Annotated in this window: 12 protein-coding genes and 1 pseudogene; 7 read left to right on the forward strand and 6 right to left on the reverse strand. The window is 71.6% G+C overall.

The annotated features are described in order from the left end of the window. The first annotated feature begins 39 nt into the window (after positions 1-39). The gene (locus AC0VYL_RS04915; protein ID WP_475482445.1) at positions 40-2667 is read left to right on the forward strand and encodes a bifunctional FO biosynthesis protein CofGH; all 2628 of its coding nucleotides are present in this window, start codon (positions 40-42) and stop codon (positions 2665-2667) included. 48 nt (positions 2668-2715) lie between these two features. On the opposite strand, the gene AC0VYL_RS04920 is transcribed toward AC0VYL_RS04915, so the two are convergent. From AC0VYL_RS04920 to cofD, 5 genes and pseudogenes are all read right to left on the reverse strand, one after another. After that, positions 2716-2985 (reverse strand): hypothetical protein, encoded by a 270-nt coding sequence (locus AC0VYL_RS04920; protein WP_475459659.1) that lies wholly within the window; start codon positions 2983-2985, stop codon positions 2716-2718. 205 nt (positions 2986-3190) lie between these two features. After that, positions 3191-4195, reverse strand: a pseudogene (locus tag AC0VYL_RS04925) (chitinase); the annotation flags it as partial. A gap of 143 nt (positions 4196-4338) precedes the next feature. After that, entirely contained in the window at positions 4339-5925 is a 1587-nt protein-coding gene (locus tag AC0VYL_RS04930) for a Na+/H+ antiporter (RefSeq protein ID WP_475482446.1), read from the reverse strand. Between the two features lie 90 nt (positions 5926-6015). Next, positions 6016-7359 carry a coenzyme F420-0:L-glutamate ligase gene (locus AC0VYL_RS04935; protein ID WP_475459664.1) on the reverse strand — a complete coding sequence of 448 codons (1344 nt, stop codon included), beginning with the start codon at positions 7357-7359 and terminating at the stop codon, positions 6016-6018. After that, entirely contained in the window at positions 7356-8345 is a 990-nt protein-coding gene (gene cofD, locus AC0VYL_RS04940) for a 2-phospho-L-lactate transferase (RefSeq protein WP_475459667.1), read from the reverse strand. The genes AC0VYL_RS04935 and cofD overlap by 4 nt, the downstream gene beginning before the upstream one ends. 246 nt (positions 8346-8591) lie before the next feature. On the opposite strand from cofD, the gene AC0VYL_RS04945 reads away from it, so the two are divergent. The 5 genes from AC0VYL_RS04945 to AC0VYL_RS04965 all read left to right on the forward strand — a co-directional run bounded on the left by AC0VYL_RS04945 (position 8592) and on the right by AC0VYL_RS04965 (position 16145). Then, on the forward strand, positions 8592-9923 hold the full coding sequence (locus AC0VYL_RS04945; RefSeq protein WP_475482447.1) for a hypothetical protein: 1332 nt from the start codon (positions 8592-8594) through the stop codon (positions 9921-9923). A 240-nt stretch (positions 9924-10163) separates the two neighbouring features. Next, entirely contained in the window at positions 10164-10451 is a 288-nt protein-coding gene (locus AC0VYL_RS04950) for a WhiB family transcriptional regulator (RefSeq protein ID WP_014908913.1), read from the forward strand. A 305-nt stretch (positions 10452-10756) separates the two neighbouring features. Then, positions 10757-14101 carry a glycosyltransferase gene (locus AC0VYL_RS04955; protein ID WP_475482448.1) on the forward strand — a complete coding sequence of 1115 codons (3345 nt, stop codon included), beginning with the start codon at positions 10757-10759 and terminating at the stop codon, positions 14099-14101. Between the two features lie 3 nt (positions 14102-14104). Continuing rightward, positions 14105-15604: a DUF5719 family protein gene (locus AC0VYL_RS04960; protein ID WP_475482449.1), complete on the forward strand. Its 1500-nt coding sequence runs from the start codon at positions 14105-14107 to the stop codon at positions 15602-15604. A gap of 124 nt (positions 15605-15728) precedes the next feature. Then, entirely contained in the window at positions 15729-16145 is a 417-nt protein-coding gene (locus AC0VYL_RS04965; RefSeq protein ID WP_475459677.1) for an SRPBCC domain-containing protein, read from the forward strand. On the opposite strand, the gene AC0VYL_RS04970 is transcribed toward AC0VYL_RS04965, so the two are convergent. Beyond that, positions 16146-16541, reverse strand: a complete 396-nt coding sequence (locus tag AC0VYL_RS04970) for a metallopeptidase family protein (RefSeq protein ID WP_378744850.1) — start codon at positions 16539-16541, stop codon at positions 16146-16148. Between the two features lie 196 nt (positions 16542-16737). Between AC0VYL_RS04970 and AC0VYL_RS04975 the strand changes: the two genes are divergently transcribed. Further along, positions 16738-17139: a DUF3499 domain-containing protein gene (locus tag AC0VYL_RS04975; protein WP_017542446.1), complete on the forward strand. Its 402-nt coding sequence runs from the start codon at positions 16738-16740 to the stop codon at positions 17137-17139. Position 17140 lies beyond the last annotated feature (1 nt).

Genomic DNA, 17140 nt, shown 5'->3' on the forward strand with positions numbered 1-17140 from the left:
CCGCGAACGGGAACGGCCGGACGCGTAGGGTGATCGCTTATGAGTGGTGCGAACGACCCTGCCCCCATTCCCACACCGACCGCGTCCGCCATGCGCAGGGCCCTGGCCCGCGCCCGGGACGGCAAGACCCTCGACGTCACCGAGGCGGAGGTGCTGCTGCACGCCCGCGACGAGAACCTCGACCAACTCCTGGAGTACGCGGGACGGGTCCGCGACGCGGGCCTGGAGGCGGCGGGCCGCCCCGGCGTCATCACCTACAGCCGCAAGGTCTTCGTCCCCCTGACCCGCCTGTGCCGCGACCGCTGCCACTACTGCACCTTCGCCACCGTCCCCGGGCGTCTGGACGCGCCCTTCATGTCGCCGGACGAGGTCCTGGAGATCGCCCGCGAGGGCGCCGCCCTGGGCTGCAAGGAAGTCCTCATCACCCTGGGCGACCGGCCCGAGGACCGCTGGAAGCAGGCCGCCGAGTGGCTCAACTCGCGCGGCTACGACGACACCCTCTCCTACGTGCGCGCCATGGCGATCATGATCCTGGAGGAGACCGGGCTGCTCCCGCACCTCAACCCCGGGGTGATGACCTGGTCCGACCTCCAGCGGCTCAAGCCCGTCGCCCCCTCCATGGGGATGATGCTGGAGACCACCTCCCGGCGGCTGTTCACCGAGAAGGGCCAGCCCCACTACGGCAGCCCCGACAAGGACCCCGTCGTACGGCTGCGCACCCTGGAGGACGCCGGACGCTCCAGCGTCCCCTTCACCACCGGCATCCTGCTCGGGATCGGTGAGACGGTCGCGGACCGCGCCGAGTCGATCTTCGCGATGCGCGGGGTCTCCCGCCGCTACGGCGGCGTGCAGGAGGTCATCGTGCAGAACTTCCGGGCCAAGCCGGACACCGCGATGATGCACCGCCCCGACGCCGAACGCGACATGATGGCCGCCACCATCGCCGTCACCCGCCTCGTGATGGGCCCCAAGGCCCACGTGCAGGCCCCGCCCAACCTCATCGGCGCGGACCGGGGAGGCGTGGACGAGTACGAGCTGATGATCCGCGCGGGCATCGACGACTGGGGCGGGGTCTCCCCGCTCACCGCCGACCACGTCAACCCCGAACGCCCCTGGCCGCAGATCGACGACCTCGCGGCCCGTACCGCCGCCCAGGGCTTCGACCTGCGCGAACGCCTCACGGTGTACCCCGAGTACATCCGGGCGGGGGAACCCTGGGTCGACCCGCGTCTGCGCGAGCACGTCCATGCGCTCGTGGACCCGGAGACCGGCCTGGCCCGTGCGGACGCGCCCCTGGTGGGCCGTCCCTGGCAGGAGCCGGAGGCGGTCCTGGTCTCCTCGGGGCGCACCGACCTGCACACGGAGATCGACGGTGAGGGCCGTACCGGCGACCGGCGCGGCGACTTCGACGCCGTCTACGGCGACTGGGACGAACTCGCCTCCGGAGTGGACCGCGAGGGAGCCGCACCCCGACGCCTGGACCCCGAGATCGCCGCCGCCCTCCGCAGCGCCGAGAGCGACCCGGCCGGACTCGGCGACTCCGAGGCGCTGGCCCTGCTGCACGCCGACGGCGACGCCCTGGACGCGCTCACCGACCTGGCCGACCGGGTCCGCCGCGACACCGTCGGGGACGACGTCACCTACGTCGTGACCAGGAACATCAACTTCACGAACGTCTGCTACACGGGCTGCCGCTTCTGCGCCTTCGCCCAGCGACGCACCGACGCCGACGCCTACACGCTCTCCCTCGACCAGGTGGCCGACCGCGCCGAGGAGGCCTGGAAGGCCGGGGCCACCGAGGTGTGCATGCAGGGCGGCATCCACCCGGACCTGCCCGGCACCGCCTACTTCGACATCGCCGCCGCCGTCCGCGAACGCGTCCCCGACATGCACGTCCACGCCTTCAGCCCGATGGAGGTGGTCAACGGCGCCGCGCGTACCAACCTGTCGGTGCGCGACTGGCTGACCCGCGCCCGCGAATCCGGGCTGGGGTCCATCCCGGGGACCGCCGCCGAGATCCTCGACGACGAGGTCCGGTGGGTGCTGACCAAGGGCAAGCTCCCCGCCAGCGAGTGGATCGAGGTCATCACGAGCGCCCACGACCTGGGCATCCCGACCACGTCGACGATGATGTACGGGCACGTGGACTCCCCGCACCACTGGGTGGCGCACATCAAGCTGCTGCGCTCGCTCCAGGAGCGGTCGATGGAGCGCAACGGCAGGCCGGGCTTCACGGAGTTCGTCCCGCTGCCGTTCGTGCACACCAACGCGCCGATCTACCTCGCCGGGCTGGCCCGCACGGGGCCGACCGCCCGGGAGAACCGCGCGGTGCACGCCCTGGCCCGCCTCCTCCTGCACGGGAGCATCGACAACATCCAGGGCTCCTGGGTCAAGCTCGCCGAGGACACCTTCCGCCAGCTGCTGCGCGGGGGAGTCAACGACGTCGGCGGCACCCTGATGGAGGAGACCATCAGCCGCATGGCCGGTTCCGGCCAGGGTTCGTACAAGACCATCAGCGACATCAAGGCGCTGGTCGAGCCCACGGGCCGACCGGTCCGCCAGCGCACCACCACCTACGGGCCGGTCCCGGAGGAGCGCCGCCGCGTCGCGGAGGCCAGCGACGGCGTGGCCGCCAGCATCCTGCGCCCCCAGCTGCCCATGGCCTGACCAGCCACGGAGGGGTGCGGGACGCCGAGAGCGCCCCGCACCCCCGGGTCAGGCGTCGGGGATGTCGTCCTTGGCGGATCGGAGCATGCTCCCGGGGATGACCACCAGGCGCTCGTCGCCACCGACCCTGAGATCCGCGGGAAGCCGGTCGCGGAGGAGTTCGGTGGCGTCGCGACCGACCACGGCCACGTCGCCGTTGTCGAGTTCCCAGATCTCGGGGCAGTCGTCGTTGTCCCTGCTGGCGCCGAGTTCCGCCGCGGTCCTGCCGAGACGCCTCGCGAAGCGTGCTGAGGGGTCGACGTCCCAGAGACGATCCATGGGTTTCCTTTCAGACGGGGGCGGGGTAACTGACCTTCCCGGCGGGGGCCTGATCCACTCCTCGGGAGTGGGGCACGAAGGAGGGGCGGGACGCCGGGGGTGGCGTCCCGCCCCTTTTTCTCGCGCGGCCCGTCGGGGATGGGAGTGAGGCGACGGGGCGCTGGCCGCGGGGAGGGAGTGGACCCGCGGGTTCGGGGGGTTACTGCAGTCGGGCCGAGATGGCGTTGGCGAAGGCGTAGTTGTTGGTGGCGTCCCAGTTGATGGACCAGGTCATCACGCCGCCGATCGGCCCGTACGGGGTGGTGGGGGAGAACGAACCGCAGCTGGTGCCGGTCTCCAGGCAGTCCAGGGCCGAGATGATCCCGCTCGGGGCGAGGTAGCCGCCTCCGGCGGCGGAGGGCACGGCGGGCAGGCCCAGGCCGACCTGGTCGGGGCTCAGGCCCATCTCCAGCTGGATGCAGGCCAGCGCGGCGACGAAGTCGCTGGTGCCCTGCTGGTACACGCTGCTGTCACAACCGAGCATGCTGCCCGAGTTGTAGTACTGCATGTTCACGATGGTGAGGATGTCGGAGATGTTGCTGGCCAGCTGGTAGTACCCGGCGCTGGGGCTCTGGAAGTCGATGGTCTGGGGCGCCATCGTGATGATGAGCCCGGGGCCCGCCTTGCCGCTGAGGTCGCGCAGGGCGCTGGTCATGTGCTCGGCGTTGATGCCGTGCTCCAGGTCGATGTCCACGCCGTCGAACCCGTAGTCCTGCATGAGCGCGTGGGTGGTGTCCGCGAAGTTCTTCGCCTGGGTGGGGTTGGTGACGTTCACGTGGCCGAGCTCGCCGCCCACGGAGATGATCACCTTGCGGCCCTGGGCCTGGATGGCGGCGATGTCCTCGCGGAACTGCGCGTCGGTGTAGCCGTTGAGCTCGTCACTGGCCAGGTTGAAGGTGATGCCGCCGTCGAGCTGCGGATGGTTGTCCGCGAAGGCGACCGCCACGAGGTTGTACTCGGCGGGGATCTCCGAGAGCGGCATCACGGTCGAGCCGTTGTTGAAGTTGTGCCAGTAGCCGGTGAGCCACTGGCTGGTCTGCTGGGTCTCGACGGGGGCGGTCGAGGCCTGCGCGGGTTCGGGGGTCAGGGCGCCGACCGAGGTGACGAACGCGGTGGCCACCGCGGCGAGGCCGCTGAGGATCGCGAGCCTGGTCTTACGGGGGCTGAGCATGGGGAGTGTTCCTTTCGCCGAGCGGGGTGACGAAGGCGTGCTCTGTGAGCCGGTAATTGTTAGGAAACTTTAAAGTTACGTTCCGCGACAGTCAACGGAAATGGTTAGGAAAGTTTGCGGTTTTCTTGGGCACCCGGTACCAGTCACATTCCGTACTGACCGCTCCCGCTGTCCCGGATGTCCATGTCCCGGGCGAGCTTCGTGAACACGTCGTGGTCGATGTCCCCCGAGCGGTACAGGGACGTGAGGGAGTCCCGTCGGGCCTGGTTGATCTGGGCGAGCGTCTCCCTGCGGTCCCGGGCGTCCTCCTTCACCCGGTCGAGGTCGCCCCCGTCCAGGAGCCCCTTCACGTGGCCGATCCGCTTGCTGAACCGGTCGCGCATGGCGTCCGCCGACCGGTCGTCGAGGTCACCCCCGGTGAGCATCTCGTCCACCTTGCGCACGGCGGCGCAGTCCATCTCGTACTCGGCCCGCAGGAACTCCCGGTGACGGGTGCCCTCGTCGGTCAGTCGCAGCCTGCGCAGCAGCCACGGCAGTGTCGTGCCCTGCCCCACGAGCGTGCCCATCACGACGACGCCGGCGATGAAGATCAGCGCGCCCCGCTCGGAGAACTCCTGCCCGCCCAGGGTGGCGGGCAACGACAGCGCGATCGCCAGGGAGATCGCCCCGCGCATCCCGCTCCAGCCGATCGCCACGCGCTCCCGGAAGCCCGACACGTCCAACCGGGACCGTGACACGAAGCGCTGCAACGACGTCAGGAACAACATCAGCACCATGCGCAGCACCATCGCGGTGACCGTCACCACGAGCGCCGCCACCAGCAGTTGCACGAACGCGAAGTTCTCCCGTACCGACCGCACGACGGAGTCCAGCTGCAAGCCCAGGAGCACGAACAGCATCGCCTCCAACAGGCTCACCAGGGTGCTCCAGATGGTCTGCCCGCTCACCCGCACCCTTGGTGGCAGCAGACCCTCGCCGTGCGTACCCAGGTAGAACCCGGCCACCACCGCCGACAGCACCCCGGAGAACCCCGCCATCTCGGAGGGGATGTAGGCCACGAACGGGGTGATGAGCACCGTCATCAGCTGGAGGGAGGGGTCCTGGATGCGGCCGCGCCCCCACGCGATCACCACCGCGACCACGGCCCCGTAGAGGAGCCCGCCCACCACGACCTTGCCCAGTTCGAAGAGGGCGTCCCCCGGGGTGAGCGGACGCATCATGGCGGTGACGGCCAGGCTGAAGATGGTCAGGGCGACCCCGTCGTTGATCAGGGACTCGCCCTCCAGGATGGTCAGCACCCGGCGCGGGGTGCCCGCCCGCTTGAGGATCGCGGAGGCCGCCACGGCGTCGGTCGGCGCGATCGCCGCGCCCAGCGCGATCGCGGCCGGCCAGCCCGCGTCCGGGATCAGCAGGTGGACGACGGCGGCCAGACCGAACGCCGTCGCCAGCGTCATCCCCACCGACATCACGATGATGGGCCGCGCCAGGTCCCGCATGTCCCTGGGGGAGGAGAAGAACGCCGCGTTGTAGATCAGCGGCGGCAGGAAGACCAGGAGGACGACCTCCGGTGGGATGGCCATGGAGTCCATCCACGGCACCACTCCGAGGAGCATGCCCAGCATCACCAGGACCACCGCTCCCGGGATCCTGATCCGCCCCGCGACCAGCTGGCCCACGACGACCGCGACCACCACGACCAGCGTGACGATCACGTAGTGCTCAACGGACATCCCGGCTCCCCCCCGACGGCCCGACCCCGCCCCAGCATGCCGGGACGGGGTCGGGTCACGACGGAGGACGCGCCGCCTCCGACGTGGGGGTCAGCGCACCACCATGAAGGCGTCCGGGTCCCGGGGCGGGCGCTCCTTCGGCGCCTCGGCCGCGTAGCCCACGGCCACCGCGCCCATCGGACGCCAGTCCTCGGGCACCTCCAGGACCTCGCGCACCACGTCGGCGCAGAACATCGTGGAGGAGATCCACGCCGAGCCCAGGCCCTCCATGGCCAGGCCCACCAGCAGGCTCTGCACGCCCGCGCCCATGGCCACGAGGAACATCGACCGCTCGGCGTCCGCGCGGCGCTCGTCCGGGTACGGGTGCGCGCCGTCCGCGACCAGGAACGGCACCACCAGGGTGGGAGCGCCGCGCAGCACGTCGCCGCGCCGGGTCCGCCGCGCGATCTGCTCCTCGGTGAACCCGTCCCGCCGCAGGTCCTCCACCCAGGCCGCGAGCATCGCGTCGAGCAGCCGCTCGCGGGTGTCCGGCGACTCCACCAGGACGAAGCGCCAGGGAGTCGTGTGGTGCGGGGCGGGTGCGGTCACGGCGGTGGCCACCGCACGGCGCACCAGGGCCGGGTCCACCGGCCGGTCGGTGAAGGAGCGCACCGTCCGCCGGGCCGCCACCACGTCCCTGGAGCCGTAGCGGAACAGGTCGTCGTCGGCCGGGCGGACCAGCTCCGCCGCTCCGGGGCCGTCCTCCTCGGTGACCATCCCGACCAGGCCCGAGACCACGGCCACCGGAATCCCGGAGGTCTTGCCCTTGACCAGCTCACCGGCGGCGGCCACCTCGTCGGCCACCGCGTTGATGGTGGCCTCCATGACGTTGCCCTGGGCGTCGGTGGTGCCGCGCAGGTCCTGCACCGGGGTGATCCCGGCCGCGCCGATGGCCACGTCGGTCTGGCCCATCCGCCACGGGCGGCCGAACGTGTCCGAGACCACCACGCCCACGCGCACGCCCAGGAGCTCGGCCAGCCGGGCGCGCAGGGCGCGCGCGGAGGCGTCGGGGTCCTCGGGCAGCAGGAGCACGGTGCCCGGGGCGACGTTCGAGGCGTCCACCCCGGCGGCGGCCATGACCAGGCCCGACCGGTGCTGGGCGATCCGGATGTGGCCCATCCGCGCCACCACGCGCTCGGTCTCGGCGTCGATCGCGGCCTCACGGTCGTCGCCTGGCTGGGAGCGCCCCTCGGCCTTGCTGACGATCTTGGAGGTGACCACCAGGACGTCGCCGTCCACGAGGGGTTGGCCGGAAGCGGCCACGGCCTCGGTGACCAGTGCCGCCAGGTCGTCGCCCGCGCGCACCTCGGGGATGCCGGGCAGTCCGCGCACCCGCAGTTCGTTCACCCGTGGTCCGTCCACCCGGTTCCGCTCCGTCCGCGTCTCGATGCTCACCGGGCCCGCTCCCCGCGCTCGGAGAGCTCGACGGCCAGGTCCAGGGCGGCCTGGGCGATCGCCTCGGTGGTCTCCGGGTCGTTCATGTACAGCGGGCGGGACCGTACCTCCACGCCGTCCACCCGGGTGCCGGCGTCGGCCTCGTCCACCAGCCAGCCGTCCAGCAGGTCGGAGCCGAGGTGCTCGGCCACCGCGCCCGCGCTGGTCTCCACGCCGATGGCGGTCAGACAGGCGTCGGCCATGCCGCGCACGGGGGCGCCGCCGATGATCGGTGAGACACCCACCACGGTCTTGCCCGCCATCGCCTCGCGGATGCCCTCGATGTTGAGGACGGAACCCACGCTCACCACGGGGTTGGACGGCGGGATGATCACCGCGTCGGCGTTGCGGATGGCGCGGATCACACCGGGGGCGGGCTTGGCCTTCTCGGCGCCCATGCTGATGATCTGCTCGGCGGGCAGAGCGGCCCGGTGTCGGATCCACCACTCCTGGAAGTGGATCGCCCGGCGCCCGTCCTCGTCGTCGACGATCACGTGCGTCTCGACCTGGTCGTCGGTCATGGGGAGGAGGCGGACACCCGGCTGCCAGCGGTCGCACAGCGCCGCGGTGATCGCGGAGAGCGGGTATCCGGCGGCGATCATCTGAGCCCGGACGATGTGGGTGGCGGTGTCGCGGTCACCCAGCCCGAACCAGGTGGGCTTCATCCCGTACGCCGCGAGCTCCTCCTTGACCGTGAAGGTCTCGTCGGTGCGGCCCCAGCCCTGTTCCTCGTTGATCCCGCCGCCGAGGGTGTACATGACGGTGTCCAGATCCGGGCAGATCCGGAGACCGAAGAGGGTGATGTCGTCACCGGTGTTCCCGATGACGGTGATCTGGTGGTCTGTGGCCTGGTCGGATTCGGTCGCGGCGTCGATTCCCATAGCGGCCTTGAGGCCACGGAGGAAACGCGCGCCGCCGATACCGCCAGCCGGTACGACTATCCGCATGCGCCCAAGTCTGGCAGGCTGGGGGCGAGTATGGGTCGTCTGCCCCTGCGTGGGTACGATCCAGCGTGACCGAACCGGTACCGACGGTGTGTGAACCTTCGGGCGGTGGTCGCCATCCCACTTCATCGGCCCCGCGTTCGGTGTCCCCACGTCCTTTCGAGCGCATTCCGGCCGATTCACCCGACAGCCCGACGATATGCCAAGCTTCCTCCGACGCGACGGCGAAGCAGCAGAGGGGAACCTCTCTTGAACAACGAAACACTCGACCGCCTGCGCCTGCCCGGGGCCTGGGTCCTGCTGGGAGCCCTGGGCGTCCACATGCTGGCCGGGCTCATCTCGGTGATCATCAGCTCCAGCGCGCAGGGCTACAGCTTCCCGTTGGCGATGGTGGCGAACGGCGGGGACTTCTACGGATTCACCGTCACCCTTCTGCTCGCGGCCGCGATCGCCCTGGTACTGACCAGTGAGCGGACCCGACCCAGCTCCTTTCCGGTCATCCTGACCGCGATGATCCTGGTCGGCGTCGGTCTGCTGTTCTGCCTGATCGCCCTGATCAGCGGTTTCATCGACATTCGTCCGGGTGAGGGCGGCGTCGCCTTCGCCGGGTTCCTGGGCCGCGCGGTGCAGGGCGCCGTGCTCGGCTTCTTCGGGTTCTACCTGATCAAGATCTTCAACGACCCCACCGTGGTCCCCCGCGCGCAGCCGCAGCAGCAGGTGTACAACCAGCAGCCGTTCGCGCCCGCGACCGGTGCGCAGCAGTCCTTCGCCCAGACCGGCTACCAGACGGTCGATCCGGCCGCCCAGCAGCAGGCCTACGGCTACGACGCCGCCGCCCAGCAGGCGTACGGTCAGGACCCGGCCGCGCAGCAGCAGGCCGCCTACGGTTACGACGCCGCCGCGCAGCAGCAGGCCGCCTATGGTCAGGACGCGGCTGCTCAGCAGCAGGCGTACGGGACCGGTGCCCAGCAGGCCTACGGCCAGGACCCGGCCGCGCAGCAGCAGGCCGCCTATGGTCAGGACGCGGCTGCTCAGCAGCAGGCGTACGGGACCGGTGCCCAGCAGGCCTACGGCTACGACCCCGCCGCGCAGCAGCAGGCGGCCTACGGTTACGACGCGGCCGCTCAGCAGCAGGCGTACGGGACCGGTGCCCAGCAGGCCTACGGCTACGACGCCTCCGGCCAGCAGCAGGCGTACAACTACGACCCCTCCGGCCAGCAGGCCGCCTACGGTCAGGACGCCGCCGCCCAGCAGCAGGCGGCCTACGGCCAGGCCTACGACCCGTCGCAGTACGCGCCGCAGCCCGCCGCCGACCAGCAGGCCCAGGACGCCATCGCCAACGGCTGGTACCAGGACCCGGCCGCCCAGGCCCAGGCCCAGCAGGGGCAGGACCCCCAGGCCGCCCCCGGAGTTGAACCATTCTTTAACTCCGGTGAGAACAACGGGGCCGAGGCCGCCGACCAGAGCGGCGGCGGCTACGGCGCCCAGTACGGCTCCGGTGCCGGATACGGCTCTGACCAGCAAGGACAGGGCGGCAACGACGGCCAGCAGAACTGGTACGGCAACGACGGCCAGCGCTGAACCGGCCCTGATCGCCGCGCTCTCCACGCCTTGGGAAGGTACGTGAATTGCGTGGTAATCCACAGAACGGACATCGCGGGCCTGCCGCTGGAGGTTCGTTACATGATATTCAGTGGATTACCACGCAGCGCGCTTGACTCACAGTGAAGCGCACGCGTGTAATTCCAATGTGGGATTTCCACCCGACCTGGGGGACGAAAAGGGTCGGGGACATCTATTGGGGGGCTACAGGAGGTGCGCATGAGCGAGGTCATCCCGCTGGCGCACGGCTCGGACGAAGATCTGGGCTGGCAGGAACGTGCCCTGTGCGCGCAGACCGACCCGGAGGCGTTCTTCCCCGAGAAGGGCGGCTCGACACGGGAGGCGAAGAAGGTCTGCCAGTCGTGCGAGGTACGTGCGGAGTGCCTGGAGTACGCGCTGGAGCATGACGAACGCTTCGGCATCTGGGGGGGACTCTCCGAGCGCGAGCGCCGAAGGCTGAAGAAGGCCGCCGGGGGAGATTTCGATTTCCTGGCGGACATGCTGTAGGGGTACGCGTCACGGCGCGCCCGGGCCACGAGCCCGGGCGCGCCTTTTTCATGTTCCGTACCCTTCAGGCCCTTGGGCCTGATTGGTCCGTGAGGTCCGCTCGGCGCCGAATGCACCGCTATGGTCGCCCCTCACGTCCCCGACCAAAATGATCCGTAATGGTGTGCGGTGGCGTATCGTGATGACCCGCGTTCGCGTCCGCGAACCGCCCCGGCGCACTGAGGCGCCCACCGACCGCTCCGGTCGGCACACCCCGGGCCCGCGCACGGGCCCGCCCCTTCTCCCGGAGAGACCCGACCACAGCCGTGCCTGACCTGGATTCCGCCCGCCACGTCGTCACCGCGGTCATCGTGTCCCACGACGGCTCACGATGGCTGTCGGAAACCCTGTCCGCGCTCCGAGCCCAGACCCGCGCCGTACAGCGGGTCGTGGCCGCCGACACGGGCAGCACCGACGGCAGCCCCGACGTCCTCGCCGACCACCTTCCGGCCGACGCCGTCATCGACCTGCCCGCCCGCACCGGATACGGCGACGCCGTCAAGGCCGCCCTGGACCTGCCCAGGTCCACCACCGAGGTGCACGGGTTCGACGACGACGCCACCGAGTGGATCTGGCTCATCCACGACGACCTCACCCCGGAGAAGGACGCACTCGAACACCTGCTCGCCGCCGCCGACCAGGACCCCCGCAGCGCGGTCCTGGGCCCCAAGCTCCGCGACTGGTTCGACCGCCGCCTCCTCGTCGAGGCGGGCGTCACCATCGACGGCGCCGGGCGCCGCGAGACCGGGCTGGAGCAGCGGGAGTTCGACCACGGCCAGCACGACGGCACCCGCCAGGTCCTGGCCGTCTCCAGCGCGGGCATGCTGGTCCGTCGCGACGTGTGGGAACGCCTCGGCGGGTTCGACCCGGCGCTGCCGCTGTTCCGCGACGACATCGACTTCTGCTGGCGGGTGGGCGGCGCCGGGCTCCGGGTCCGCCTGGTCACCGACGCCGTCGCCTACCACGCGGAGGCCTCGGCCCGCCGCCGCAGGAAGATCACCGCCACCCGCAACCACCCGCGCCGCGTGGACCGCAGGCACGCCGTGTTCGTGCTGCTGGCCAACCTGCCCGTCGGCGGCATGGTGTTCGCGCTGCTGCGCAACTCCGTGGGATCGCTGCTGCGCGTGGTCATGTACCTGCTCATCAAGCAACCGGCCAACGCCCTGGACGAGGCCGCCGCGATCACCCTGGTCTACGGTCGGCCGTTCCGCCTGGCCCGGGCCCGGTTCCGGCGCCGCCGCGACCGCCGCCGCACCTACAGCGCCATCCGGCCGTTCCTGGCCCGGGGGGTGGCCATGCGGCAGTTCGCGGACGCCGTCACCGGCATCCTCACCGGGGAACGGATGGCCGACACCGCCGGGCGCCACCAGGCGGTCACCGCGCCCCCGGGCGAGGAGGACGACGGCCCCGCCGACGACTCCTCGTCCTTCCTGCGCCGCGTGGTCCTCCAACCGGGCGTCCTGCTGGTCATCGGCCTGACCGTGGTGACGATCATCGCGGAGCGCTCCCTCCTCCTCGGCGGCATGCTCGCCGGAGGCGCCCTGCCCCCGGTCACCGGAAACGCCCTCGACCTGTGGAACCTCTACCTGGCCGGCCACCCGGACTGCGGTGTGGGTTCGTCCGGGGCCGTCCCGCCCTACGTCGGGTTCCTCGCGCTGCTGTCCACCCTCACCTTCGGGCAGCCGTGGATCGCCGTCATGGTGATCCTCCTGGGCTGCGTGCCGCTGGCCGGGCTCACCTCCTACCTGCTCGCCCGCGAGGTGCTGCGCTTCCGCCCGGCCCGCCTGTGGATGGCCGGGGCCTACGCCCTGCTCCCCATGGCCACCGGCGCCGTCGCGCAGGGCAGGCTGGGCACCGCCCTCGTCCACGCGCTGCTGCCCGTCCTCGGCCTGCTGCTGGTCCGCCTGGTCTCCATGCCGCCCAAGCCCTCGCGCCGGGCCGCCTGGGGGCTGGGCCTGGCGCTCACCGTCGCCACCGCCTTCGTGCCCATCGTCTGGCTCCTGTGCCTGGTCACCGGGGTCCTGGTCGCGGTCGCCTTCGGGCACCTCGGCCGCCGGATCTTCGTCAGCATGGGCATCAGCCTGGGCACACCCGCGGTGCTCCTCATGCCGTGGACCCTCGAACTCCTGATGCACCCCAGCCTGTGGCTGCTGGAGGCGGGGCTGCACCGGCCCGAGCTGTCCAACCCGGGGGCGACCCCCACGGAACTGCTCATGCTCTCCCCGGGCGGCCCGGGAACGCCCCCGGTCTGGGTGACCGCCGGGTTCATCGCCGCCGCCCTGTGCTCCCTGCTGCTGCTCCGCAACCGCATGCTGGTGGCGGCGGGCTGGAGCCTCGCCCTGTTCGGGATGCTCGTCGCCGTCCTGACCAGCAGGATCGTCATCGAGCCCTACTTCGGTGGCCCGCCCGCCCTGGTCTGGCCCGGCGTCGCCCTGTCCTTCGCCGCCACCGCCGTCCTCCTGACGGCGGCCACGGCGGCCCGCGCCTTCGGGAACATGATCCGCCTCGGTGGCCTCCGGAGGTACTTCGCGCTGGCCGTGGCACTGCTCGCGCTGGCCACGCCCGTCTCGGCGGCGGCCCTGTGGATGTGGGAGGGCGTGGACGGGCCGATGACCGCGAACGCGCCCCGCTCCGTGCCCGGGGCCCTGGAGAGCGTGAGCGCGGACGGCACCGAGCCCCGCACCGTCATCGTCACCCCCGCCGAGGACGGCGGCGTGGACTACGTGGTGGTCCGGGGCCGCGAACCCCGGCTGGGGGAGGAGCGCGTCGTTCCCGAACCCCGGACCCGCGCCGCCATGGACCAGGCCGTCGCGGAGCTGGCCGCGGGCCAGGGCAGCGACCAACTCGTCACCCTGCTCGACCACGGCGTCCAGTACGTGCTCTACCCGCGTCCCGAGCTCGGGGGGCCCGCCGACGCCACCATGGTCGACACCCTCGACGGCACCCCGGGGCTCGGACGGCAGTCGCTGTCCGACCACTACGGCCTCTGGCGGATCGCGGAACCCACCGGCGTGCTGCGGACGGTCTCCGAGGACGGCCTCGAAGCCGAGGCCCTGCGCGTGGAGGGCTCCGCGGACCAGCTCACGGCCGAGATCGGTGAGGGCCACACCGGCCGCCGTCTCGCCCTCGCGGAACCCGCCGACGGCGGATGGCGGGCCACCCTGGACGGGGACGAGCTCACCCCGGTCGACACCGAGAACGGGACCCAGGCGTGGGCCCTGCCGGTGCACGGCGGCGAGCTGCGGGTGTGGCACACGGACCTCGTCCACACCGCCTGGCGGATCACCCAGGGGGCGCTGCTGCTGATCGTGGCGGTGCTCGCCGCCCCCGGCGTGCGGACGGAGGAGGAGCGCAGGCTCATCGAGGCCACCCCGATGCCCCGCCCCCGGCGTCCCCGCCGTACGGGGAGGTCCCGCCGCGCGGCACCGGAGAAGGCTCCCGAGAAGGCGACGGAGAAGGTGCCGGAGGAACAGCCGGAACCGGATCCCGGCCCGACCACCACCGGCTCCATCCCCGCCGTCCGAGGCAGGCGCCGAGGCACGCGGGGCACACGACGGGCCGGGACCCGCAGGGCGTCCAGGCGCCGCGCGGGCACCGAGGACGAGGGGTAGGACATGCGACTGATCGTGGAGAACCGGTTCGCCCTGTTCGGGCTGGTCGCGCTGGCGCTGCTCGCCCTGTTCGGGGTGGCGTTCGTGATCCGGCCGGTCAACGCCGAGCTCGGCGTGTCCGAGCCCGACACCGTCCGCCCGGACCTGGCGGCACGCGTCTGCCCCGCCCCGCACGAGCCCTCCGACGACGCCGACAGCTCGATCGCGGCCTTCGCCCCCCGGGTCAGCCGTGACGACGAGGGTCAGCTGTGGGCCGTCCCGCTGTCCCCGGTGGACGGAGACGGGCCCGACACCGACACGCTCGGGGAGGAGCTCACCGAACCCGGGCGGGTCTGGAGCACCGACACCGGGGACGCCACCCGGCCCACCGCCCTGCACGCCGAGGGCTCCCTGGCCTCCGGGCTCGACGCCGCGCAGACCACCGTCTCCGACGACGGCATCACCGAGGTCCGCTGCGCCGCCCCGTCGATCGGTACCTGGTTCGCCCTTCCCGGCGCGGACGACCCCGACGGAGTCGACCTGGAGACCCTCACCGTGCACCTGGCCAACCCGGAGGACTTCCGGGCCACGGTCAGCGTCGACCTCTACACCATGGAGGGGCCGTCCTACTCCCCGGACAGCCGGGGCATCCATCTCGGGCCGGGGGAGTCGACCGAGCTCGACGTCACGGAGCTCATCCAGAGCACCGGTTCGCTCGGCGTCCACGTGCGCACCAGCACCGGCCGCGTCGCCGCGTCCCTGCTCGCGGAACACTCCTCGGGGAACAGCGACTGGGTTCCGCCGACCCGTGCGCCCGACGAGGAGCACGTCATCCCCGGCGTGCCCGGGGGAGAGGGCACGCGCCGCCTGTTCGTGGCCGCCCCCGGTGACGCTCCGGTCGAGGCCCGCGTTCGCGTGGTGACCGAGGAGCCCAACGGCACCGACGACGAACCCCTGGTCCTGAACGTCCCGCCGGCGGCCTCCGCCTGGCTCACCCTGGAGGGCGCGCTGGCCGAGGCCCCCGGAACGGTCGTCGTCGAGGCCGACGGCCCGGTCGTGGCCGGGGTGGTCGCGGAGGCCGTGGACGGCAAGAAGGTCGTGGAGACCGCCTACACGGCCGCCGCGGACCCCCTCACCGGTCCGCTCGACACCACGGCGGTCATCCCGGACATGCCCGAGGACGTCGACGTGGAACTGGTCCTGGGAGCCCTGGACCGGGACGCCAGGGTGGTGGCCACCCCGATCGCCGCCGACGGGAGCATGGGCGACGCCGTCCGCGCCGAGGTCGCCGCCGGAACCACCCACGTGTTCGGCACGGAAACCGAGGGCTGGGGGGTCCCCTCGGGGGCCGACCCCGAGGACGGCTACGCGGTCCGCCTGGAGCTGCTGGAGGACTCCGGCCCGGTCTACGCCGCCCGCGTCCTGCGCTCGGGCGACGGCGTCAGCGTCCTGCCCGTCACTCCCGCCCCGGTGAGGGTCCAGCTTCCCGTGGTCCGCGACAGCATGACCGGCATCGTCCCCTGACCGCCGGTTCCCTCGGCCCCCGTGCGAACCCCCTCCCACACAGGTGGAGGAGGGGCGCAGGGTAGGTGGTGGGGTGGATGTGGGTAGTGAGGTCTGCGAGAGGGATCGGCCGGAGGGAGCGGACATGGGTGAGACCAAGCTGGCGTCGTTGGGGGACGACCGGTGGACGCTGACGTTGGAGCGTGACCTCGGGAGACCCGTGGAGCGGGTGTGGCGGGCCCTCACGGAGCCCGCCGAGCTGAGCCGGTGGTATCCGATGACGGTCGACCGGCTGGACCTGAGGGTCGGTGGGGAGATCGTCTTCGCCGACGAGGAGGGCGGCGACCTGACCGCCGTGGTCACGGAGGTGGACCCGCCTCGGGCGTTCGGCTTCCGGGAGTTCGACCCGGAGACGGGCGAGCACCAGATGCGCCTCACCGTCGGTGAGGACGGACACCTGGTGCTGGCGCACACGTTCACGGGCAGGGAGTGGGCCGAGCGCACGGCGGAGGGCTGGCGGTCCTGCCTCGACGAGCTGGAGAGGTCGCTCGACGAGGTGTGATCAGTTCTCCGGGTCCACGGACTCGGGTTCGACGCCGAGCAGGTTGGCCACTTCCTCGACCACGGTCTCGTGGACGAGGAGGGCCAGCTCCTCGGGGTCCTTGGTCCTGATCTCCACGGGGCGCCGGTAGACGATGATCCGCGCGCGGCCCGTGGGCTCGCTCTCCAGTCGGGAGAAGGGGATCGCCTCGGTCAGGTCGCCGTGGGGCGGGATCGGGGGAACGTCCTCCACGAGGAAGTCGACGTTCGCCAGCTCACGCGCCCACAGGCGTTCCAGGCGTTCGACGGCGTCCAGGACAAGGTCGTCGAAGGCCTGCGCCCGACTGCGGGAGACGGGCAGGTCGGAGGGCACGAGAGGACCGCGGATGCCCCGGCCCCGGCGGTCCCGGCGCCGCACTCTGTCTGGTTGGCCACTGGAAAGGCGCACTCGTCGCACACTTCGAGACTAAGCCATCACGGGCCCTGCGCGAAGTCCTGGCGCCTCGGAAGAATCGGACGTCGACCCTCCCGGGTCAAGAACAGTCGCCCAAAAACTGTGCAGGTCATGGGACGATGCTGGCGTGTCCCTCGGTAAAGGCATACAGTCAAACGCTGTGAGCCATGTTCGACGCTGTTCCCGCACCGCGTGCAGGCAGCCCGCCGTATTCACGCTCACGTACGTCTACGCCGACTCCACCGCCGTCCTCGGTCCGCTCGCCGCCTACGTGGAACCGCACTGTTACGACCTGTGCGCGATCCACGCCGAACGGTTGACCGCGCCGCGTGGTTGGGAGGTCGTTCGGCTTCCGGTCGAGACGTCGGGAGGAGGTCCCGGCAGTGACGACCTGGAGGCCCTCGCCGACGCCGTACGTGAGGCGGCGCGGCCGCCCGCGCGTCAAGAGCCGTCCCCCGGCGAACCCGTGGGGGAGGGTCACGAGACGCTGCGCCGGGGCCACCTGCGCGTGGTCAAGTCCGACCGGGGCGAGCAACGCCCGCCGCACCACCCGAACGGCTGAC

Source organism: Nocardiopsis sp. iso_238 (genome assembly GCF_056173325.1).